Genomic DNA, 21,866 nt, shown 5'->3' with positions numbered 1-21,866 from the left:
ATCCCAAAGTAATTTATACCTATCAGTTCTAATCTTTTTTCTGATTTTGGCATAGTCATCATTAGAAATAACCGCAGTTTGCCCACGTCTGTTAATCTTTGGCATAGGTTCAGAATTAATTTTGTATATTCCGCTTTTATCCAAAATGAGGATTAAAGCGGAATTTCGTAAATATTGGCTATTAGCAAATATTGGCTCAATCCTATTCCCAGCAATGGATACACGCCCTCAGTAAATATTCCACTTCTACATAAAAGTGGAACATTTACAATTTTTTTAAAGCCGCATACAACGGATTTATTCACTTCATAAGAAATCCGATTTTATGGCAGAAAGAACCCTAGCCGAAGTCTTCGGTACAAACGCTTCTCAAACAAGTACCGATTTGGTAATCAAAAAATCTGACTTGGTAGCAGTTGGTCTAACAGCTTCAGCAAACAATACTGCTGAGTCACTACTAGTAGCAGTTGCCTTAAAAGCTAAAGTAACGCTGACAGATGAAGCTCGCGACACCAACATTGATCAATCTGTTGCCATCACAGATGGGTTTAGTCCTAGCATCACGACCCGAAACAATGCCATCTACCTCAGAAACACTATCAGTGTTGAGGTAGATAAATTACTGACGGGAGCAGATGTCATCGATCCAGATGATTACTAAAAAATGCAGATATTAACATTGCAAGAATTATTTGGTGTTAATGCTGTACAGACTGCCGATGAACTGATTATAAAAAAATCAGATTTATCGGCAGTTGGTTTAACTACTACAGCAAACAATGGTGCTGAACAATTATTCGTAGCAATTCTACTCAAAGCACTAAGCACATTTCAAGGATATTTGATAGATGAATTTGGAAATATTTTATCTGATGAGATGGGTGACATCATCGGATACGACAACAGAGAATTGTACGAGTTTCTAGAAATGTTTCGATGGAATGCCTACGCCAAGGAACGCAACGGCAATGTTTATCTAACAGAAACTATTGTTTTAGAAAGTTATGTTCAAGCAAATTAAAGATGCTGGAATTAGAAAAACCAGTGCTGAAAGTGGCGATTGTTTGGTACTGCAAAATCCTACTACGAGCGAAACTTATAACATCATTAAAGCTGATTTCTTGAAAGGACTCTTGTCAGACAATACTGTTCAACCGACAACCCTACTTTTACTTCATGGAGAAGGAGCGAATAACGGAACTTCTATTATTGATAGTTCTGCCTTTAACCGGACTGCTGCCAGAGTTGGGAATCCAGTTACCTCTACAGCGCAGAAAAAATATAATTCTTCTTCCATGTATTTTGATGGTGCAAGCAACATTGCTTTTCCCTCCTCATCAGAGTTGGATTTAAAGCGCAATAACTTTGCAATACAGTGCTGGATTTATCCAACTTCTATAAGTGGAACTAAGATAATTTTGGATAGATACAGCAGCACAGTGCCCTTCAGTTGGCAGTTCGGTCTTAATAGTGGAAAACTTAATTTTTATATTCGTAGTTCTGATGCGAGTGGCTCTTTAATAAGTCTAGTCGGGGATACAACATTAGCCATCAATACTTGGTATTATGTCGGCGTAAAGTGCATCAATGGCATCATTTCTTTATGGGTGAATGGTGAAATTGATGCTTTAGGGTTAGGAAGTGCTAATTTATCTTCTTCCTTAGTGCTAACCGTCGGGAAGCAGGGAAATGTTAACAGTTTTTATTATCAAGGTTATATCGATGAATTGAAATTCTCCAAAAAAGGAGATGTGGATTTATCCACAATACCAACACAAGCATTTAGCTAATTAGGAATTTAAAAGATGTCTGAATTAGAAAAAAAATGCTTTGGGTGGAAAGGAATAACCGGACTAGGAGAAACAAGTTTCTTTTTGTCCTGCGCTCAATATCCTGGGTGGAAAGTTAATCCGATCTATACAGGCGGTTACTGCTACCCAACTGACAACGGAATCAATCTTGCATCAGAGAGCTATGGGGCTATTCCTACTCAAATTATTGCTTTAAAAAATCAAGCAGAGATAGATAACTGGCTAAATGGTGCGGCTGCTAGCGGTAGTGGCTGTACCAGTTGCTTAGGAGATTGCCCTGAAGGTAGTCACAAATGCACTCACAATAAATACCCAGGATATTGCTGTGTACCGTGCAAAGAAACAGGCGAGCGTCTACAAAATATTGCCAACAAGGTAGGTAGATAAATGGCAGAAGTTTGCAAAGATATTGACGCGGGGCTTGTTGCTTTAAATATTGCAATAGGCAAAATAAACAGCAACCTTGATGGATTAGATAAGCGACTCAAAAACCTGGAGAAAAACTCAAACTCTGGTAATACTGGTAATGACAGTAGCAACAGTGGGCTAGTAAAACGGGTTACTAAATTAGAAAATGATCTTCTTGAGCTTGGTGGAGTAGTCAAGGAAATTATTGATGATTTAAAAGATTTGCTAGATGCAGCTAGTGAACACACAGAAACCGCTAATCAATCACAAAATATATTCTCATCAATCATTAATTTCTTCGTGGACGAATAACAATGGTCGTCTCTCAACAAATATCTCCTAGTGCTTTAAGAGCTTACAAGCTTTCTAAATATGCTAATGGTCAGCCGGGGAAGATGTTATTAGAAGCTAAAAGGGTCAAGCGGGTAACATCTCAATTTATGAGCAAGAGTGGAGCTAAGGAAGCAGCTAAGAGAATGAAAACTCTTAAAAAAACTGCTGCTAATGCCAAAAAAGTACAGGATGCTTTTTTCAAAAAGATACCTGGTGGTGCAACTACAAAAAATGGTGGTATCGCCGGAGGTCAGCTACTAGGTATTGTTTTACAAAGGGGATTGGCACTAGCTGTAATAAATAGCATACTTATTCAGAATTTTATTAACGATACAGTTGATAGACAATTTATCACTCTAAATAATGACCTATCAAAAAACCTTACGCTACTGACAACTTTAAACTCAAGGATGAAAAACCTTGACACAAGAGTTAATAATTTCAACGAAAAAATCACTAGAGAGTTAGATGTAAATGCGAAAGATTACGCACGTTTGAACAAACAAACAGAAACTATTGCTAAAAATGCAGTAGACGCTAAAAAACAGGCAAATGATGCTCTGTATGAAACGCGAGAAGGAAGAAAGATTGTAACTGGACTGGCAGAAGCTGCGAGAAAGTTAGGAAACGATGCTTTGTATGAAGCACGAGCAAACAAACGTGAAATTGATTTAAAAGTCACTTCGATTCAACAACAACTTAGTAAATTTTCAACTGAAGCTAATCAAAAATTTCAGCAACAAATACAATCGACAATTGAAAACATACAAAAAGGACTAGCTGAGGCTAAAACTCAGGCAAAGAATGCGATAGAAGTCAATAGTGTTCAGTCAAACTTAATAACCGCAGCACAAGGCGCTATTAAATCACTAAATACTAGTTTCGTTGACTTGAAGACTTCTGTCGTTCAAATAGTAAATAATCGGGTACAGCCAATAGAGATAAAACAACAAGAAATCGATAAAAAAGCAGGTGTAACTGTTACAGAAATTGAGGGGACTATCGCGGGATTGGCACGGACATATCAGTTATCTTACGAAGCTCAAGCGGTTAAGTGGAATGCCGATTTAAGCAAGCTACAAGGGAGAGTTGGTGACGTAGAAAGTGTTACATCATCAGGTAGTTTTAAATCAGCCACAGCCGATTTAACCAAAGACGTAAATCAACTCAAAGCAGATATTCCCAAACTAAAAAGTGATATCGAAGCTAGTAAGGCAGATATTGCAAAAGTCGATACAAGACTAAAGGATCAAGAAAAAGTGAATGAGCAGGCATTGCCAAAACTAGACCAAATTGTAGGCATACTGGGCTTAATTCCGGCGCGGGCAGCGGCTGCAATTAGACCAGATATCCCAACAATTCCCCAAATCGAGCAAGCAGCCGCAACGGGAACGTGCCGAACCACCCAGCCGGGTGGCTGCATGAACAAAGCACTAAAAGACAATGCAGCCGATATCGCCAACAACAATAATACCAACGCAGCAAATATCCTCGGTGCTGTTAACGCAGTTGGGCAAGGAGCGGACTTAGCTTTACTTGGTGTCATCAACAATAAACTAGGCGATCAGCTTCCTGGTGGTATTGGTGGCAAGTTATCGCGGTTTGCGGATTGGATGCACTTGGATAGGGTGCTAAATATTTTAATTTTCGCTGCAACCATCCACAACGGCTTAATGCTTTCTAATGATATTGGACAAACTTTAGTTGGAGCGATTAACAATATTCTCCAATTAATAGGTTTGAAAAAAGAGGATGGAAGCGCTTTTGATATTGGGTCTGTGATTAGTGGTTCTATTGAAAATATTATTAAAGGAGCAATCGGAGCGGATAACTATGTTGTGTTAAAAGAATCGTGGGCTAAAGCTAACAGAATTTATCAAGCTTCAGTTAATATACTAAATGCTTTTCAAGGACTATCATCAGCAATCCTTACTGGGTTGGAAATGACGGCTGGCAAGGTTGCAAAAATAGGAAATGCACTGAGGAAGTCGGGAGAAGTGCTAGAAAGTGCCTATGGATGGATGAATCCACAACCTAAATTTAATCGTGTTACTCAAACCTTGGAAGGGCTGCAAAATGGAGCAAGCACCATACAAATGGTGACGCAAGCACCACTTGATGTAATCAATGCAACAACTGAATTAACTAATCTACTATTTCTAGAACTGATGCTGAGGCATTAGCACGAGATATTAAACGAGAGTTTGCTAACCCCATCTTTGTTTGGGAAAAGGGATGGTATAAATACACTTATTTGGATACTCAGCACGGTTACGATTTGCGCTTATTAGTAAAATCCAAACTTGAGGGTGAACGAGTCACAAAGCAGGTATTGAAAGTACAGGGTCACGCTTTCAATGATGACTTTGGCAACTACACAGATCATGAACGTACCTACTCTCTCAACCCAGGAACCCATCAAGTTTACGGGCGGACAGGACAAAAGCCCGTTGAGCGTCCACGAGTAGACCTTCGCTTTCGGTATGCCCAATTGCTTATTCACGGCAGAGTCACAGTGGTAAATCTGGTTGCAACCTCTGATTCTGGATTAAAGTCCGTCATAGAGCGAGTCAACAGTGCCTAAATTAGGTTCAGACAAGTTAACTTCTCTACGCAGCGATTATTACTCTATCTCAGTGCTAGAACCAGAGAAGTAGACAACATTAAACACTTCGGTATGGCGAAAAGATTTAACAATTTAGATGCAGCTCTTAAATACCTACGATCTCCTAGTGCGGGAGCAGAGGATTTGGCTCCTGACGCTCCGGCTGGCTCACAACTGAAAAAGTATCAGGATTTCAAGGCAGGTAAAGTCAAAATCGACTATACACGGGCATCTACATCCAATCCTGGAAATATAGAAGAGGTAGCGCTTGAGCCTTTTGCACTGCCTGCGGCTTCTACAGATAAATATATTGTCGATATCAGCAAGCGGGCCAAGGACAACTATACTGCTGCTGGAGTATCGGAAGGGGTACTAAATATTTCAGCCACGTTGACTAGTGCCACTCGTGTATTTGGCTTTACTCCGGCTCGTGCAACTGTCAAAAATGTGACTGGTACAACCGCCTCAAGTGCGACATCAAAAATAACTGGTAAGCAGTATAAGAAAAAGGCAGCTGCTAGCTATACTTTCCCCTTTGGTAGTCAAGCTAGCAATGGCAGTTTCTCCGAGGTTAAAGCTGACATTGTTGCAGCCGTGGCGGGTGCAGGTGGAAACAAAGGCGTTAGTTTCAAGCCTGAAATCTTCCGATGATCCAACAGTTTTTAGAAACACAGATTGTCACTACTGAGGGCATGAGTCACGATCAAGCGCTGCATTTAATCAAACAGATGGAATGTGCGGATCTTGCTCTTGCCCGCTTCCTAAAAGGAGAAATCAGTTTTTCTGATTACTGTGACATTTTGGAATTGTGCGAAGTCAATATAGATAGCTATCTGATTAACGTTGAAGAGAATTTGGCTACAGTGGGGATTTTCTAATGGATCGACCAGCCTTAGACCTGCTTAACCAAAATAACTGGGTGCAGATTTATGACGAATCCCGCACGGCTGTTATTGCTACCCAGGCAGGAGGTTATTATCCAATTCCCGCTTTTGAAATTCCGATCCAACTTGAAAAGCACATACTCGCAGCCAGATGTATCAGCACTACTGCCAAATCTACTTGGCGGTGGGCTGGTAATCTGATTCAAAAAATTGCCCCTCCCATTGCTGGCATTAATTCCCCTCTGGTTGAAGCTGGCAGCTATTCAATGAAATTGAATCGCACTCGCCTAGTGATTTTTAAGCCATACACTGATACTTTTCAGTTGACATTAGAGGGTGCTTATTGGCTAAAAGATTTACGTCTTACTCTTTGGCAATATCAAGGGATAGAAGGTGATTCGACTGAAGAAATAATTACAAGTTTAGGTAGTGACTTAAATCGAATTGAAGCAAAAATTGATGCTCTTTAAATGAATACTACACAATCCACAATAGCTACTACATCAAGCCCAGTAATTACAGTTACTCTGGAATCAGTTGGCGTATTCACTGGAATTCTAGTCAGTTTTTCTGTCTTGGGCACGCTTGCGGTAAAGCTTGTGAATAACCTGAATAATATTTCAAGCTCTATTACCCAGATTAAACAAGACTTAAAAGAACATGCTGACAATAAAGAAAAAATCAGAAGTTTAGAACATAAATTTGATTTGCATGTTCAAGACTATATAAACAGGAAGGACACTGTAACCCTGCTGATTGCTCAAGTTACCCAAACAGTAGAGCATCGGACTAACCGCCTCTACACTTCCATGAAAGACATTGAAAATTTCTTGCAGATGCAGGGAACTTTTAAAATTCGTGAGTTTCAGGATCTGCGGAAGATGGAAGAGGAAGACCCTTTTAACAAGCTTTAGCGGTGCAAAAATTATTAGTTTTATAGCGAAGGTTTCCAACAAAAGCCACAATCAAAACATTTAAATCTTTTCTTTGCTTGGCGATCGTACTCAATCTCTTGTGAATGGCAACGAGGGCATCCTTTAGTTATGATTGCTATTATTTGAGTTACATTCTGAGTCATATCGCTATCTATATGATTAATAAATTTACACTAGAAAATTACTTTCAACTACACGATGGAATAGCCATTGATTTTAGTCTTAGAATTCAGAAAGACCAAAACAATCAGTACAGCTTTTACATTCATCCTCAAGATGTCGATGGTGAAACTTGGGATTTTAAGGTTATTGGTAATTTTCTAGAATGCACCACTTCTACATCTGAAACCTTGAACAGCCTGCTGGTAGATAGTGCGACTCTTTCTAATCTTGATAAAAATGTATTGTTTTTGATAATTAAGCAAGTAGCCAGCAAAATCAACGAGCTAGAAACCGTAAATACTTCACAGAGAAACCAGCTATTTGAAAGAGTGGAAGCTTTAGAAGCGTTTCAGCGTGAGTACGAAACAGCCCAAGAGTACGAACGCGATCGCAGTTAGTCAGTGGGGATTCACTCTAATCTTTGAGAATTGCTAAGTGTAAAAACGTAGTATCCTACATATTGGTATCTAATAATAAGTCCAAAATCATGACGATAAACGCCATAGCAATACTACTTAGCGGAGTGATTGTCAACTTCGGACTGTCATCAATGTTAGCTCAAGCACAACAGCAGGTTTCTGAAGCCCAAGTCGCAGCAATGGTAGAGGCGTTGCGACTGGCTGCACCGCAGACCGGTATCGCAAATGATGGACTTTACAGTGAATGGCAGGTTAAACCAGAAACCCTCAAAGGCTGGTCTAAATATTGTCTCAAAAAAGAACTAACTCCGACGCAGTTTGAAAACAGCCCTGCAACGGCACGCCAAGTTGTATCCTGCATCACGCGCCGTGAGTTTAACAAGCAATTTCTCGCCACTAATAATGAAACAGCTGCTGTGCGTGGTGTTGGTTGTTGGTGGATGACTGGCAGCTATACAGGCTGCAACAGTGGATTTACTGCTACATATCTTCAAAAAGTTGTGGGTTTTTACCAGCAGCAGCGTTCAAAACCAGCAACTACTCCATAGACATCAGCAAATTAATCGCCGCGATGTGGCAATAGAAATATGAGTAGAAAAAGAATGGAGAGAGGTAGCAGTGCTACCTCTCTACAAGGAACTTTGTACCCAATACTGCTCGGTTAAAGAAAAATAGACTTCTTGGCATTTGTGGGGTAAAGGGGAAGGGTTAAAGGGGAAAGAATAGAATTTTCCCTTCCCCTTTAACCTTTAACATGCACCCCAATATCAAGGCAAAAGTTACTTTTGCAAGATGTCTAATAAAACCTGTTCACATATTCGGACACCCAGGCATATTATCTCCAAGCAGCAACCGTGCCAGACTGGGTAAAGCTTCACCATAGGTAGGATGGATGTGAACCGATCGCTCTAACAACTGCCAGGTTGCTCCTGCTTCCATCAGAGATAAAAATACATGCACCAGTTCAGCAGTTTCGTACCCCACCAGGGTTGCTCCCAGAATTTTGTCTGTGTCGCTGTCGATTACCATACGATAAAATCCGAGGTCATGCCCCCACTCGATCGCACGGGCAATTTGGCTCATGGATAACGTCACAGCACGCGCGTTGATGCCTTGTTTCTGAGCCTGTTCTAATGTCATACCCACTCGCCCAACCTGGGGTTCTGTGTAGACCGCATAGCCAAGGACGCGATCGCTCCGTGTCCGCTTTTCTCCACACAAAATTGCTTTTAAACGGCGATAGTCTTCCCAGGACACATGGGTAAAGGCAGGCTGTTTAGCAGCATCCCCAATGGCATAGACTCCAGAACAAGTAGTATGGAACTGGTCGTTAATTTTAATAAACCCTTGATCGTCTAGCTCAATTCCGCTAGCAGCTGCATTTAATGCATTTGTATTAGGTTTCCGCCCAATCACAACCAGCAACGCTTCTCCCTGGAGTTGTTCGCCACTGCTCAGGGTCAGCCTAAACAGATTATTCTCATGGGCGACGTGATTCACATTGACTCCAAAGTGTAGCCCAATTCCATCCTGCTTTAATGCTTCTGCTAAGACTTCGCTCACTTCAGACTCTTCCTGCCCAAGGAGGCGATCGCCCCGCACAATTAGGTGGGTTTGACTGCCCAAACGCGCTAGTCCTTGTCCCAATTCCAAGCCAATATAGCCGCCTCCAATCACCAGTAAACGCGCTGGTAAGGTGTTCAAGTCAAAGAAGTTGCGGTTAGTCAGGTAGGGAGTTCCTGCAAGTCCGGGAATGTCAGGAATCAGCGATGACGTGCCGGTGTTAACGATCACCAGAGGAGCCTGAAGAGTAACATCCCCACCTTTGACCGTCCGTTCACCCACAAAAGAAGCTTCGGCACAAATGACTTTGACACCCGCAGTCTCCAATCGCTTGCGAATCCCCTGATTAAAGCTGCTGCGGATTCCCCGAACTCGCTCCATGACAGAGGGAAAATCCACTTCTACCTGCGTGTGGATGCCTAACTTTTTGCTCTGGCGCGATCGCCCTGCTGCATGAGCTGCTGCTAAGAACGCTTTGGACGGAGTGCAGCCATAGTTAATGCAACTACCGCCTAAAGCATCCCGCTCAAACAAGACAACCTTACGTCCCTCATTGGCAAAATCAGCCGCCAGTGGAATGCCTCCTTGACCACTGCCGATCACAATGACATCTGCTGTTTCCATCAGCGCTAAACTCCTTGGAGATAGTTAGGTATAAAGTGTGTTTTACTTTTTGCGCTCAGTGGCCAGCCGTGGCTGAAGAGAATAGGCTGTCCTGCGCCCCAGTCCTTGTAATAGATTTGCGTACCATCCTTAGTCGTGATTGTGTTCATCTGGCTCCTATGTAAATTATGAGAGTATCTCAATCTGTATCTGGTTCGGGCCGTTAAAGATAACTGTATCCGCGATTGGTAACTGATCGATCGCGGATACATAATTGATTTCAGCAGTCTTATTTCTGATGACCTGATTGCTTGCTCAGGTGGCTTATCTACCTTTCAATTTTGGTTCAACTTAGACTACTTAAGTTCTTTGAGTTAGAGCTTGACTTAGTATTTCATCTAGTTGAAAACTACTGTATATAGGGGGTAAAGGGGAAGGTGGGGTCCCCTCTGAGGATAAGGGGCAGGGGGAAAGGGAAAAGGTTTTTATCCCTTACCCTTTACCCTTTACCCTTTACCCAACCTCCACCTAACATTTTTGGGTTGGCAAACTACTAGTCCCCGATCTTTACGAGTAATTCAGGAATCAAATCGGATTGCTATATCTAAATAAAGGATTGTTTGAACTTTGCAAATGCTGTTAAAATGCATCGATGTCAAAAAAGCAACATCTCTTAAACAAAAAACTCGGTTGGTCTTTGGATGAGCGAGATCCAAAGTTCATAGAATCTCTAATGCCCCTGTTTGGCTTTTTGTATGACTATTATTTCCAAGTTCAAACTAGTGGCTGGGATAATATTCTACCCGAACAAAAAGTCCTATTTGTCGGTTCGCACAATGGGGGACTCGCGGCACCCGATATGTCAATGATGATGTACGATTGGTTCCGACGATTTGGTGTAGAAAAACCCATTTATGGTTTGATGCATCCCAAAGCTTGGCAGGTTAGCCAGCCACTAGCGCAACTGGCTGCTAAGGCTGGAGCAATCATCGCCCATCCAAAAATGGCTTACACTGCCTTACGTTCAGGAGCAAGTTTGCTAGTTTATCCCGGTGGAGCCGAAGATGTCTTCCGACCGCATTATTTACGTAACAAAATCTACTTTGCGGGGCGACAAGGATTTATCAAGTTAGCGTTACGGGAAAATGTGCCAATTGTGCCTGTAATTTCCTGGGGCGCTCACGATACGCTGATTGTGATTGCTGACTTCTACAAAGTTGTGCAGCAACTCCACAAATGGGGGATGCCTTGGCTATTGGGAATTGACCCAGAAGTTTTTCCAATCTATCTGGGACTGCCTTGGGGATTAGCAATTGGCCCGTTGCCCAATATTCCATTGCCAGTGCCTATATATACACGTGTTTGTCCGCAAATTGTATTTGAACGCTACGGACGTGAAGCAGCTAGCGATCGCTACTATGTCAATCAATGTTATGAATTAGTTGTTAGTCAGATGCAGCAAGAATTAGATCACTTAGTAAAGCTAACTGCTAATGCCAATTCTCTTTGATTAGTTATATGAGTTAGAAGTTTTGAACACTCCTAACTCCTAACTGTTTTCCTAGCCGCCACTGACTGGTGGAATTAGCACGACTTCATCCCCATCTTGTAGTAGGGTATCTGGTTCGACAAATATCAGATTAATCCCAAAACGGGTTAAATCGCGCCATTGGGAGAGTTCAGGGTGTTCAGCAATGAGGTGATCGCATACTGCTTTGACTGGCATACTATTAGGAAATTCCAGCACCAACTCCGAAACCCTAAAGGCTTCTTGATAAGCAGCGAACAACTTAACGGTAACGGTGATTGCAGATTTAGACATATAACATGTTTTGGCAGTAGCAGCAAGTGTTTTAATACTTGACAAGCACCCTGAACTCTTGGGGTTAATTATACATTACTAACGACATGATTTCAGATTGTATCCAAATAATTAGTTATAATTCCCACAACCATTGCACCGTACACGTAATACCAATTCACTAAAATAATGAGACAGATGCAAATCCCGAAAGCCTTACTAATTCTGACTTTCTTAATTTTGAATTTTGAATTTTGAATTTTGAATTGGTATAAGTTGCTTCTACTCGTTTTTTTTGGTCAACATAACTTATGTATTTTTTGCTTTCTTGCCTCTTATGAGGGGAACAAATTTAAAATTATTTGACTATTGAGCGTTGAGGATTTTTGGTACTTTGAAAAATTCCCCTTCCTGTTCAGGCGCACCGTTGAGAATGCTTTCCCGGTCAGGATAGGGTTGCAATTTATCCTCTCGTGTGATATTGCTGACATCAATTGCCCGTGTTGTTGGCAGCACATTACTGACATCAAGTTCATTCAGTTGTTCGATATAGTCCAGAATACTTCCCAACTGGCTAGTGAATTGTTCCTCTTCTTCTGGAGTCAATTCTAAACGAGCAAGATTAGCTACTTTGTGAACTTGTTCTTGGTCAATCATATTTTTTTAATTAGGAGTGAAAAGACGCGACGCGATTTAATCGCGTCTGTATAGGAGTGAGGAGTAGAGACGCGATTAATCGCGTCTTTACAGGAGTGATTGATCAATAATTCCTAAGTCATCACTTTTAGAAGAATACGTCAATTTGCGATCGCCCGGTGGTTTTGAGCCAGTTTTGGGCTTCGATGTAGTTATTGGGAGCCATGCGAATAGCACGAATCCAATAGTCTGCTGCTTGGTCAAAAAGTGCCTCGCCAGCCTCATTATCTCCAGATTCTTTTTCTTTTTCGCCTTGATAGTGATAAATCACGGCGATGTTGTTCAAGGCTTGGGGCATACGTGGGTTTAACTCAATTGCCTTGTGATATAGTTCTAAAGCCTTGTTGTGGTCGCCATTGCTGGCATAGATTAGCCCCATATTGTAGAAAATATAGCCGCGATCGCTGGTATCTTCCTCTAGTGTTAGAGCTTCTTCATAGTATTCCAATGCCTCAGCATATTCCCCTTCCGCTTGGGCCGACATACCATCTCGATAATAAACAAACGCTTCTTTAGCTTTTTTGTTGGTTGGCAGGATTTTCAGAATGATATCCGCCATCACTGTAAAGGATTTGTCAATAAAATTATCGTTTTTTTGTGTTCTTGGCATAGTTGTCTCTGGGTATTAGGGATTAGGGATTAGGGATTGGGGACTGAGGACTGGGGATTGGGGACACAACGACTGCGCGGTAGTTGAATCTCGACTCACTTCTCCTATCGGAGAGGCTGCGCCAACGACGCCGCGATAGTTGAGCGTAGTCGAAACTCAGTGCAAGTCGCTGGATTACCGCGTAGCGGTGCACTGAGCGTAGTCGAAGTGTCGAAACTCAGTGCATCGCTGGGGACTGGGAACTGGGAACTGGGCAATAATCAATACTTTTTCTTCCCCTGCTTCCCCTGCTTCCCCTGCTTCCCCTGCTTCCTCATCTTTCTCATCTCCCCAATCCCATAGTTCACTCAATAGCTAATTTAACTGATTTGCGGGGGCATTCTTCTCACTCAGGGGTACGATACATTCTGAACTATTGTGTCGAGAGTTGTTTACCAAGGTGCTAACTGGATATGCAGTCATTGCTGGCGCTGGATAAGGACGCAATAGCTGCTGTAGAGTTTGGGGCGTTTCTACTTGAGAATCTAGCCATAAATCGTAATCTTGCGGCTCTAGAATTACTGGCATCCGCTCGTGGATGGGTTGGAGTAATTCGTTAGCTGCCGTTGTCAAAATTGTACAAGAGATTATTTCTTCGTTAGCAGGCGTTCCCGCTTCGGGTTGCCGGAGGCATCGCCATTTTTCCCATAAACCTGCAAAGCCGAAGGGTTGCCCATCTTGGAGACGAAAATAAAATGGCTGCTTCTTACCTTGTTGGCGTTGCCACTCATAAAAGCCATCAGCTAGCACTAAACAGCGTCTGTGCTTAAAAGCCGAGCGAAAAGCGGGTTTTTCAGCAACAGTTTCTGCCCTAGCGTTAATCAGCTTTGCCCCCATTCCGGCATCTTTCGCCCATGACGGAATTAACCCCCAATGCAATTGCTTAAATTCACGCTTTTCGCTTTCGGGATTTTGTAACACTGTTGCCACCATTTGCGTAGGTGCGATGTTATATTCTGCTGCTAAATCTGGAACTGATTCCACATGAAAAAGTTGAGATAATCCTGCTGCCGACTGGTTTAGAGTAAATCTTCCACACATACTTTTATTCTCGACCACTAACTAAATTAAACATCTCAATCTATAAATAAATAATATTTTTTTTTATTTTCTCAGATAATTTTCTGTAATACACTTAGATGCTAAATATTAAAAAAAATATCCGGTTTGGGGAAAATCTTTTGGTAAGATATTGTATTTTGAACCTTCACTTCTCAACATATTCCTAACTGTATTTTAACATGGAACTAATGCATCTGTACGATTTTTTACCTTCTGGTCATGGTTATAAGATACGTCTTTTATTGACACAACTAGGTATGCCTTTTGAGAGGATAGAGCTTAACATCTTAAAAGGCGAGACTCGAACACCAGAATTTTTAAGTAAAAATCCTAACGGTAAGATACCTGTTCTAGAAATCGAGCCAGGGAAATATTTGGCAGAATCAAATGCCATATTGGTTTATCTGAGTGAAGGTACAGAGTTTTTACCTTATGATCGCTTTTTACGAGCGCAGGTGCTGCAATGGTTATGTTTTGAACAATATAGCCACGAACCTTTTATTGCTACATCAAGATTTTGGATTTCTATTTTAGGTAAAACTGAAGAATATAGTGAAGCTATCAACCAAAAACGTGAGCCAGGTTATGCAGCACTCAACTTGATGGATAAACACTTAACTTCTCAGAGTTTTTTTGTAGGAGAGCGTTACACGATTGCTGATATCGCCTTGTTCGCTTACACTCATATAGCTGATGAAGGTGGGTTCGATTTGACACAATTTCCTGCTATCCAAGCTTGGACAGAAAGAGTCAAAACTCAACCAAGGTATATCAGTATTACACAAGCATAAAAATTAGATTTTGCAAGTTTCTGTCTCTCTTTTCTTAGCTCTAGTAGAGGATGTACTGAGTGGAACATAACCTCAGATTCAGGAGGCAGCAGAATCTTCATAAAAAGGTGTTATTAAGCAGCAACTAAGTATCTATATCAATTTCTATCAGCTTTTGCCGAGAGGATAAACCTGACTTAATTCTGATATGAGATTTAGGTACATCAAACTTATCTGCTAGTAGTTTAATTAACTCTTCATTTGCCTTACCATCAACTGGGGGAGATTTTAAATTCACAGTCAGACTGCCATCAGGTTGTTCTTCAATTTTTTGTTGTTTTGAATTAGGTTTAACCTTGACTTTTTTTTGCATAAGTTATTCCGTGTAATTGTCGCAGCCACAACCAACCTAAAACAGAACCCAATACATAATGAGGAAAATCCCACCAAACAAAGGTCGTACCAAGCAACAATTTACCTATTAAGGTAGCGCGAATTTGTTCTAATAGTGGCGGATGCCAAAGTTGCAAGAATTCTAGTATACAGGTGATGACAAAAACCCATATAGGAATTTGAATTACCGCCGTCCGACTTTTGAAAAACCAAAATGCGAACAAACACCAAAATATTTCGTAAAATACAGCTGCTCCGTAGTCATTAAACCAGTGATGTGCAGGCCCATTATAATACTTAAACAAAAAGCCCATCGGTACAACGATAAGCACAGAAATAATAATAAATATTGTTTGGTTACGGTGTCGAAGCATTTTTTATAGACTAGAGACTAAGCAAAATTTTAGCAGCCGAATGACTAGAAGTCGCGGCTGGGAACAGGGGATTGGGGACTGGAGAAGAAATTCTTTTAAAGCTAGGACTTACTTACACACGCTCTACGAATTCTTACCGCTTTTGGCGTCTTCTCTACGAGACGCTACGCGAACGACTTCGTTCGGCTTTAAAACTTGGTTGGGATCTAAATCCCTATTTAAATTTTCAAGAGTCCCCAGTTATAAAGCAATACGCTTGGGTTAAGGATAAAACCGTTTTTCATCAAAGTCAATTTTTTAACAAACCGCCAAGAACGCAAAGAGAAGAAGAAATGTTTGACTGAACCGCATTGAGTTATAGAGTTTCTCTGTCGACTGAGTTACAGCAACCCCAACTCCGCTTGGTGTACACACAAGTCGAATTACCCCCCTTAATCCCCGCGATGTATTGGGGGGAAAAAGAAATCAAATACTTTTTTTAAGAACTAGCTTGATTTAGAAGCTGAATAGCATCTGGCTCAAGTTTAAGACTTTCAGATTTGATGATATCTTTAAGCTGCTCAATTGTTGTGGCACTAACAATAGGAGCGGTAATAGTGGGACGTGCAATTAGCCAGGCCAAAGCAACTTGGGTGGGAGTAGCATTATAAATCTTGGCCACTTCATCCAGTGCCTCTAGAATTGCTAAACCACGAGGATTCAAATATTTCTTGACAGAATTACCACGGGCACTAATAGACAGGTCTTTTTCTGAGCGATATTTACCAGAGAGAAAGCCACTGCACAGAGAGGAATAGCTAATCACACCAATTAAGTGTTCTTGCGAGATTTGTTGTAACTCCTGCTCGTACTCGGTTCGGTCATACAAGTTATAACGAGGCTGGAGGCTCTCATAGCGAGGATAACTATGCTGCTGACTGATTTGCAATGCCTGTGCCAAACGTTCTGCACTATAGTTTGAAGCACCAATAAAGCGCACTTTTCCCTGATGAATTAATTCCCCATAAGTTTCTAAGGTTTCTGCTATGGAAGTGCTTTCATCATCGATATGTGATTGATACAAATCAATATAATCAGTTTGTAATCTTTGCAATGAGTCTTCAACAGCTTGTTGGATGTGCTGGCGAGAAAGCCCTTTGCCTTTAATACCCATATCATTGCCAACTTTAGTGGCAATCACCACTTGGTCACGGTTGCCTCGTTGCTTGAGCCACTTCCCTAAAATGATCTCCGACTCTCCACCCTGATTGCCAGGAACCCATTTAGAATAAACATCAGCAGTGTCAATAAAATTACCTCCAGCCTCAATGAAGTAATCTAAAATCTCAAATGAAGTATCTTCATCAATAGTCCACCCAAACACGTTGCCGCCAAAACATAGTCGTGATACTTCTAGCTCAGAACGTCCAAGTTTAAGTCTTTCCATCAACATTACACTCCTTTATCTTTGTTCAATATTTGACGGCGAATCAATTCGCCCGTGCCTTAGCCCTATACATAAATGTAGTTGCTCTCTACGGCACAGAGGTTTCTGTGAAAGTTACGAACTTCTTAACACACCTTGTTTTTTGGTTCTGACTGTGTGATATTTTCGTTTAAATTCAAAAAAATACTATATATCTATATAGGACTCATATTTGATTTCTAAAAAAATTCAGTACAACTCAAAAAAGCCTATTGCCTATTGCCTATTGCCCATTGCCTATTGCCTATTGCTTCCTACGCAAATAAGTTCAAATAGTATTTATCTAATAAAACTGTTTAAACTCTCTAAAGTACTATTGAGAATAACACGATCAAGTGAGTAGTATCTTGCTTGCCCTTTTTTGTAGTTCTTTGCCAAACCTGCTTCCGTCAAAACTTTCAAGTGATGACAAGAAAGAGACAAGCTAATATCCAACTGCTCGGCAATTTCTGAACAGGTGATTTCGTCAGTACTCAGAAGTAAATCTACTACGCGTAAGCGTGTTGCATCTGAAAGAGCCGTGAAGATTTTAGCGCGGTTTTCGTAATTTATTTTCTCACTCATCTCCATATCATAGCAAGCTCTGGCACTTTACTCAAATACTCAAACAATTATTTGATCATTTTAGGAAAATTCTGTTATGCTGATTACTACAATAGTTAAATAAGTATTTAACTATAATTATCTAGTACTAAAGATTCCTGACGAGAGCGACGTTAACAAATATCAACAGCTACTTTAAGCCTTACTCTGACAACATAGCTGAGGCGTGTTGTAAGTTTGTTGACGCCGTTAGATGTAATTGCGATCAATCGCTGGATATTGAGCGTGAATCGTACTCCAACTCCACACGATCTTATCTGTCTGAACTTCTGAACAAGGATGTAAGCAATGAGTATAGACAATCGTTTTTTCTCTGACCAGAAACACGTTGAGGCAGAACTGACCTACCTCATTCCTATGGCAGAAAAGCTTGTCAACTATGCCTACGAACCCCCACAAGGGGTTCCCCGCTCCAACGGAAAGTACGAGACACACAAAGTGCCAATCTATAACGCGCGGGAAATTTCAGATCAAGTATCCTTAGAGCGCCAAGGCTTTGACTTTGCTGCACATAAGAGTAAAGTCACTGATTTCTATGATGAAGATGAGATTCGCAGCGTCTACTATCCAGAAGCCAAGGAATTATTGAAAGAGGTAACAGGTGCAACTGAAGTACTGATATTCGATCACACTCTTCGTAACGCTCAACGTTCCCAGGCGGGCGAAAACGAAATTAGGGAACCCGTCAAGCGCGTCCATAATGACTTTACAGCCAAATCTGGCTATACTCGCGCCCGTAAAGTATTGACAGAGCAGGGAATAGATAACATTGATCGAGTGTTGCAAAAAAGATTTGCACTGATTAATATTTGGCGACCGATCGTACCGGTTCAGGAGTCACCATTGGCAGTGTGCGACGCTCAGAGTATTTCACCTACAGACCTGGTAGCGGGCGATCTCTTGTACCCCAATTACGCTGGCGAAACTTACTCAATCACTTATAACCCATCACATCAATGGTTTTATTTTCCGCAAATGCAACAAGACGAAGCGCTATTTATTAAGTGCTTTGACTCCGCAGAAGATGGACGGGCCAGGTTTGCCGGTCATACTGGGTTTGATGACCCCACTAGCCCACCGGATGCTCCACCTCGTCAGAGCATTGAGTTAAGGACGGTAGTTTTCTACCCCGAATAGATTCATCAGAGAATGACATTAACGGTCATCTTTTTAACTGCGTTTGAGTTTTTATCCTCGCTGTTACCGCATACAGGACAGATATAAACGCAGTTTTTTAACAAAAAAGAATTCAGGATGAATTCTGTACTCTTTTTCAATTTTGGGCGCTTCTGAGCCTCTGATGAGATGCTATAAACCTCTGGTTGTTACGACTGTCTAAAAATACAGTAAATATATACTACGGTAAGTTTATCGACATAGTATATGATAATTGCATTTGCGATGGTCTCCGCTCAGAAGTGGTTCAAGGTGAAGCGTTCAGTTCGGAAGTACCAACTGTCTTCAAGCAAAAAGCCCAAAATCCAATACGGTTCGGATAAGCATTTTTCATTTTCTTTGTGGTCTGGGGAATGGGTTTGCAGGTATTGGGTAAAGGATGTATTCAAAACCTTTCCCCTTTAACCGAACCGTATTGGCCCAGAATCTGGAAGCACAACCAGTGCTTTCGTAAGCTAAAAACTAAACTGGGCTGCATCTGATGCAGCCCAGTTGAAATTAGAGGTTTCCAAAAATTAAATATACGTTATCCAGAACCCTTGTAGAGACGTAGCAGTGCTACGTCTCTACATTGTTGCAAATAAAAAATATCCCATCGGTCAAAGACAAGGATAAATTTACGGATATCTTCTACTACCAGCGCCCACCACACCGATTTTGTGGCGATAGGAGAGTTCAGCACCGAACCAGCCAGAAGCGCTAGTCAGTGTACCAACAACCAGCGAGATTAACAGTCCCCAAGGTACTATTCGAGACTCAGCGTCGCCCAAACGCAGGAGAAAGTTGACAAGTGATAAAACTAGGATAGAAACGTTAAGTATCAAATGCACCCAACCTGCGGTACGCTTGCGAACTCGTTCAATTTTCAAAAAGTCGCTCAGACCGGTTCCTGCTGCGATTAAGCCTAAACCTAATCCGAGTCCGATTAACCATAGCGAAGCCCTAGCCCAAAAGAAATCACGAGTTAACCAGTAGCCGACATCACTTCCCAAGGCGGCGGCTAAAAAGGCGATGGGAAAGATCACAGTTAGGGGATGTAAGGGATGCCCTGCGATCGCAACTGTGCTAGGTACGCCAGTATCACGATACTCACTATCATTACTTTCAATAACTGGTGGAATATTGGGGAAAGGTGTTGAACCTGTTTGCGTTGTGTCTGTAGTTTCCATTATTAGTATCCTGAATTTATTAACGTACTATTTTTAAGCTGAAGGAATTTTTTCAATATAAGCTTCAGCTTGTAGGGTTAGTTTGCCTACTTCTACTTTTAGTTGCTTAACTTGCAGACTCATTCCTTCTAAATCGAAGTTACTCAAATTCAGAATTTCGCTAGTTTGATCTATCAACGCTTTTGTCAACTCTGGCGATATTTCCTCACTTTCGCCATACTCGACATTTTCCAAAGCAACAGTTTTTCCATTGCTGCTGATCGTGGGAACTGCGGAAAAAGCAACTTGCTGATTTTCACCATTTTCTGCTAATTTCATGCTGGCATTTAGTGCCACTTTCCCATCGCCAGGTAGCCGAAATTCTACATTTTGAGGCTCAATAGTCCTCAATTCTCCGTTAATATGTATCTTTTGGCTTTGCAGTTGCGATCGCACATATTCTGAATTGAAGGCGCGATTAATATCAGCTTCGGTTAATACAACCTGTGCGTTAGCTTCAGTAGGTTTAGTGAGTTCAATTTTGCCAAAAGCCACACTCAGAGGATTGATGGCAACACTAGTCATTTGCATTTGCAATTCCTCCATGCGGAGGTCTTTCTGCATAACCAAACCTTCACCTTCAATCTTGACTGTATCCACCTCCCCCTGAACCATCTTCAGTGGGTCTGTTTCGATGTTTATATCTAAATTTTCTACTTCATCTAATTGGCTAGATAATCCTATTTCTGCCGCTTTATTTAGCGCTTGTTCTCCTAATCCAGGATTGTCTGGCATTGTGTAAGTTAACTCCTAGTCTGAATATCACATCCTTGAGTAAATTTAATAAACTTGCAGCCAATTTTTATCTATCTGGCGATGGAATATAGATATAAATGTTGTATATCTAAAAGTATAATAATGATAACATTTATAATAAAATACTTTTGTTGTAAGTAGAGATATATTTAGGTTTTTCGCTAAACATCGCTCAAAAGAAAGATGAAATATATAGAATTTAGTATTTATGGTATTTATTTATCAGTATTTACCAAAATATACTTCCGAAAACAGTTTGCAGCATAATATTCAAACGGCTTTTAGGTTGTAACATCGTCATATTGAATTGCGAGAAAGTATGTATGCACAGCCAGCCGTAAGCATCGCTTTTACAATAAACCTCTTGCATAAATCACAAAATTTGAACCCCAAAGAGCAGGGAGAGGCTTAAGGCGAGGATCTACGTGTGAGGTATCAGCGACTTTTGCAAAATATTTAGAGCTTGTAGTAAAGTTTTTAATGTTTTGAAATCTGGTAAAGTTTCAATAGCCCTGAACATTAATTAAAAAAAGGAGAAAAATATGCAGTTTCTCAAAATTGTTCTTGTCGCTCTCGTGTTGATGGTAAACCTGGTAATTGCTCAACCTTCTTGGGCAGGTAAGGATTTTACCAAAGGGGCTGACTATGCTGAGGTAACTCAGGCGCTGAATCAACTTCTAACTGTAAAAGATACACCTGAGCAAGCTGGCTATACACCTGAGCAATTCCAGCAGCGACTGGCACAATTGCAGTTTCAGAAAAATACCATAGAAACAGCTAGAAAGCGGGCGCAGTGCCGCAATGAAACAGGAAAAACGTTGGCTGTCTATGCCAATAAACCAAAAAAATCTCCAACCCAACTCTACTTCTTGGGCGCAGGAACAATCACAGATGATGATTGGGATTGCGATGGCATTTACTTACCCGCAGGTTCTAAAGTGGTTCTAGGCCCGAACGCTCAACCACAAGAGCTAACTGAACCAATCGCAGTCAAGTTCGTTGATGGCACACAGTCTCTTGCTAGAACCAATCCAGCCACCGGTGCAATTGAATTGAATGTCGAACCCGCGAAAGTATTCAAGGCGGGTGCGAGCAGCTGGTTACTTCCCACTTTTTCCCAAGCAGATATCAATACGCAAATTCCTACCCCACAACTCATTGATTAATCTCATCTAGTTAATTGAACTTTT

29 protein-coding genes and 1 pseudogene are annotated in these 21,866 nt (G+C 41.2%); 17 read left to right on the top strand and 13 right to left on the bottom strand.

The features are described from left to right. Positions 1 to 325 precede the first annotated feature (325 nt). The 13 genes from RMX98_RS21220 to RMX98_RS21160 all read left to right on the top strand — a co-directional run bounded on the left by RMX98_RS21220 (position 326) and on the right by RMX98_RS21160 (position 8,105). Positions 326 to 661: a hypothetical protein gene (locus tag RMX98_RS21220; protein ID WP_322681717.1), complete on the top strand. Its 336-nt coding sequence runs from the start codon at positions 326 to 328 to the stop codon at positions 659 to 661. 3 nt (positions 662 to 664) lie between these two features. Further along, entirely contained in the window at positions 665 to 1,021 is a 357-nt protein-coding gene (locus RMX98_RS21215; RefSeq protein WP_322681718.1) for a hypothetical protein, read from the top strand. Beyond that, on the top strand, positions 1,005 to 1,790 hold the full coding sequence (locus tag RMX98_RS21210; protein ID WP_322681719.1) for a LamG-like jellyroll fold domain-containing protein: 786 nt from the start codon (positions 1,005 to 1,007) through the stop codon (positions 1,788 to 1,790). Before RMX98_RS21215 ends, RMX98_RS21210 begins: the two co-directional genes overlap by 17 nt. Before the next feature lie 15 nt (positions 1,791 to 1,805). Further along, the gene (locus RMX98_RS21205) at positions 1,806 to 2,198 is read left to right on the top strand and encodes a hypothetical protein (protein ID WP_322681720.1); all 393 of its coding nucleotides are present in this window, start codon (positions 1,806 to 1,808) and stop codon (positions 2,196 to 2,198) included. Then, on the top strand, positions 2,199 to 2,531 hold the full coding sequence (locus RMX98_RS21200) for a hypothetical protein (RefSeq protein ID WP_322681721.1): 333 nt from the start codon (positions 2,199 to 2,201) through the stop codon (positions 2,529 to 2,531). 83 nt (positions 2,532 to 2,614) lie between these two features. Continuing rightward, complete coding sequence (locus RMX98_RS21195; RefSeq protein WP_322681722.1) at positions 2,615 to 4,735, top strand: hypothetical protein; 2,121 nt, start codon at positions 2,615 to 2,617, stop codon at positions 4,733 to 4,735. A 71-nt stretch (positions 4,736 to 4,806) separates the two neighbouring features. Further along, positions 4,807 to 5,136, top strand: coding sequence for a hypothetical protein (locus RMX98_RS21190; RefSeq protein ID WP_322681723.1), 330 nt, complete (start codon positions 4,807 to 4,809; stop codon positions 5,134 to 5,136). Positions 5,137 to 5,229: 93 nt separating this feature from the next. After that, positions 5,230 to 5,808, top strand: a complete 579-nt coding sequence (locus RMX98_RS21185; protein WP_322681724.1) for a hypothetical protein — start codon at positions 5,230 to 5,232, stop codon at positions 5,806 to 5,808. After that, the gene (locus RMX98_RS21180; protein ID WP_322681725.1) at positions 5,805 to 6,035 is read left to right on the top strand and encodes a hypothetical protein; all 231 of its coding nucleotides are present in this window, start codon (positions 5,805 to 5,807) and stop codon (positions 6,033 to 6,035) included. Before RMX98_RS21185 ends, RMX98_RS21180 begins: the two co-directional genes overlap by 4 nt. Next, positions 6,035 to 6,511 (top strand): hypothetical protein, encoded by a 477-nt coding sequence (locus RMX98_RS21175; protein WP_322681726.1) that lies wholly within the window; start codon positions 6,035 to 6,037, stop codon positions 6,509 to 6,511. Before RMX98_RS21180 ends, RMX98_RS21175 begins: the two co-directional genes overlap by 1 nt. Then, positions 6,512 to 6,955, top strand: coding sequence for a hypothetical protein (locus RMX98_RS21170; RefSeq protein ID WP_322681727.1), 444 nt, complete (start codon positions 6,512 to 6,514; stop codon positions 6,953 to 6,955). 176 nt (positions 6,956 to 7,131) lie between these two features. Continuing rightward, positions 7,132 to 7,536: a hypothetical protein gene (locus tag RMX98_RS21165; protein WP_322681728.1), complete on the top strand. Its 405-nt coding sequence runs from the start codon at positions 7,132 to 7,134 to the stop codon at positions 7,534 to 7,536. Positions 7,537 to 7,625: 89 nt separating this feature from the next. Next, positions 7,626 to 8,105 carry a hypothetical protein gene (locus RMX98_RS21160; protein WP_322681729.1) on the top strand — a complete coding sequence of 160 codons (480 nt, stop codon included), beginning with the start codon at positions 7,626 to 7,628 and terminating at the stop codon, positions 8,103 to 8,105. Positions 8,106 to 8,367: 262 nt separating this feature from the next. Here RMX98_RS21160 and RMX98_RS21155 read toward each other — a convergent pair whose 3' ends face one another. Together RMX98_RS21155 and RMX98_RS21150 are read right to left on the bottom strand one after the other, a co-directional pair. Then, a complete protein-coding gene (locus tag RMX98_RS21155) occupies positions 8,368 to 9,744 on the bottom strand; it encodes a dihydrolipoyl dehydrogenase family protein (RefSeq protein ID WP_322681730.1) in 1,377 nt (458 codons plus the stop codon). Positions 9,745 to 9,794: 50 nt separating this feature from the next. Beyond that, a pseudogene (locus tag RMX98_RS21150) lies at positions 9,795 to 9,893 on the bottom strand (alpha/beta fold hydrolase); the annotation flags it as partial. A gap of 482 nt (positions 9,894 to 10,375) precedes the next feature. Between RMX98_RS21150 and RMX98_RS21145 the strand changes: the two are divergent. Then, complete coding sequence (locus tag RMX98_RS21145; protein WP_322681731.1) at positions 10,376 to 11,233, top strand: lysophospholipid acyltransferase family protein; 858 nt, start codon at positions 10,376 to 10,378, stop codon at positions 11,231 to 11,233. Between the two features lie 51 nt (positions 11,234 to 11,284). Here the strand turns inward: RMX98_RS21145 and RMX98_RS21140 are convergent, their stop codons facing one another. From RMX98_RS21140 to RMX98_RS21120, 5 genes are all read right to left on the bottom strand, one after another. Further along, entirely contained in the window at positions 11,285 to 11,545 is a 261-nt protein-coding gene (locus RMX98_RS21140) for a MoaD/ThiS family protein (RefSeq protein WP_322681732.1), read from the bottom strand. Between the two features lie 345 nt (positions 11,546 to 11,890). Further along, positions 11,891 to 12,181, bottom strand: a complete 291-nt coding sequence (gene gatC, locus RMX98_RS21135) for an Asp-tRNA(Asn)/Glu-tRNA(Gln) amidotransferase subunit GatC (protein ID WP_322681733.1) — start codon at positions 12,179 to 12,181, stop codon at positions 11,891 to 11,893. A gap of 127 nt (positions 12,182 to 12,308) precedes the next feature. Then, complete coding sequence (locus RMX98_RS21130; RefSeq protein ID WP_322681734.1) at positions 12,309 to 12,830, bottom strand: photosystem I assembly protein Ycf3; 522 nt, start codon at positions 12,828 to 12,830, stop codon at positions 12,309 to 12,311. A 174-nt stretch (positions 12,831 to 13,004) separates the two neighbouring features. Further along, positions 13,005 to 13,181, bottom strand: a complete 177-nt coding sequence (locus tag RMX98_RS21125) for a hypothetical protein (protein ID WP_322681735.1) — start codon at positions 13,179 to 13,181, stop codon at positions 13,005 to 13,007. A gap of 3 nt (positions 13,182 to 13,184) precedes the next feature. After that, the gene (locus RMX98_RS21120; protein ID WP_322681736.1) at positions 13,185 to 13,910 is read right to left on the bottom strand and encodes an SOS response-associated peptidase; all 726 of its coding nucleotides are present in this window, start codon (positions 13,908 to 13,910) and stop codon (positions 13,185 to 13,187) included. Between the two features lie 200 nt (positions 13,911 to 14,110). Here RMX98_RS21120 and RMX98_RS21115 point away from each other — a divergent pair, with 200 nt between their 5' ends. Then, positions 14,111 to 14,722: a glutathione S-transferase family protein gene (locus tag RMX98_RS21115; RefSeq protein WP_322681737.1), complete on the top strand. Its 612-nt coding sequence runs from the start codon at positions 14,111 to 14,113 to the stop codon at positions 14,720 to 14,722. Positions 14,723 to 14,846: 124 nt separating this feature from the next. Here the strand turns inward: RMX98_RS21115 and RMX98_RS21110 are convergent, their stop codons facing one another. From RMX98_RS21110 to RMX98_RS21095, 4 genes are all read right to left on the bottom strand, one after another. After that, complete coding sequence (locus tag RMX98_RS21110; protein WP_322681738.1) at positions 14,847 to 15,074, bottom strand: DUF167 domain-containing protein; 228 nt, start codon at positions 15,072 to 15,074, stop codon at positions 14,847 to 14,849. Then, positions 15,052 to 15,468 carry a DUF2809 domain-containing protein gene (locus RMX98_RS21105; RefSeq protein WP_322681739.1) on the bottom strand — a complete coding sequence of 139 codons (417 nt, stop codon included), beginning with the start codon at positions 15,466 to 15,468 and terminating at the stop codon, positions 15,052 to 15,054. The genes RMX98_RS21110 and RMX98_RS21105 overlap by 23 nt, the downstream gene beginning before the upstream one ends. Positions 15,469 to 15,946: 478 nt before the next feature. Continuing rightward, positions 15,947 to 16,894, bottom strand: a complete 948-nt coding sequence (locus tag RMX98_RS21100) for an aldo/keto reductase (RefSeq protein WP_322681740.1) — start codon at positions 16,892 to 16,894, stop codon at positions 15,947 to 15,949. Between the two features lie 318 nt (positions 16,895 to 17,212). Then, entirely contained in the window at positions 17,213 to 17,497 is a 285-nt protein-coding gene (locus tag RMX98_RS21095) for a metalloregulator ArsR/SmtB family transcription factor (RefSeq protein ID WP_322681741.1), read from the bottom strand. A gap of 327 nt (positions 17,498 to 17,824) precedes the next feature. Here RMX98_RS21095 and RMX98_RS21090 point away from each other — a divergent pair, with 327 nt between their 5' ends. Further along, complete coding sequence (locus RMX98_RS21090; RefSeq protein ID WP_322681742.1) at positions 17,825 to 18,673, top strand: CmcJ/NvfI family oxidoreductase; 849 nt, start codon at positions 17,825 to 17,827, stop codon at positions 18,671 to 18,673. 656 nt (positions 18,674 to 19,329) lie between these two features. On the opposite strand, the gene RMX98_RS21085 is transcribed toward RMX98_RS21090, so the two are convergent. After that, on the bottom strand, positions 19,330 to 19,881 hold the full coding sequence (locus tag RMX98_RS21085; RefSeq protein ID WP_322681743.1) for a DUF2231 domain-containing protein: 552 nt from the start codon (positions 19,879 to 19,881) through the stop codon (positions 19,330 to 19,332). 33 nt (positions 19,882 to 19,914) lie between these two features. After that, entirely contained in the window at positions 19,915 to 20,655 is a 741-nt protein-coding gene (locus RMX98_RS21080) for a DUF2993 domain-containing protein (protein WP_322681744.1), read from the bottom strand. 563 nt (positions 20,656 to 21,218) lie between these two features. On the opposite strand from RMX98_RS21080, the gene RMX98_RS21075 reads away from it, so the two are divergent. Next, positions 21,219 to 21,842: a hypothetical protein gene (locus tag RMX98_RS21075; protein WP_322681745.1), complete on the top strand. Its 624-nt coding sequence runs from the start codon at positions 21,219 to 21,221 to the stop codon at positions 21,840 to 21,842. Positions 21,843 to 21,866: the final 24 nt, after the last annotated feature.

The organism is Nostoc sp. DedQUE02, assembly GCF_034531035.1.
Lineage (GTDB): Bacteria > Cyanobacteriota > Cyanobacteriia > Cyanobacteriales > Nostocaceae > Nostoc.
This window is presented reverse-complemented; position numbering and strand designations above follow the sequence as displayed.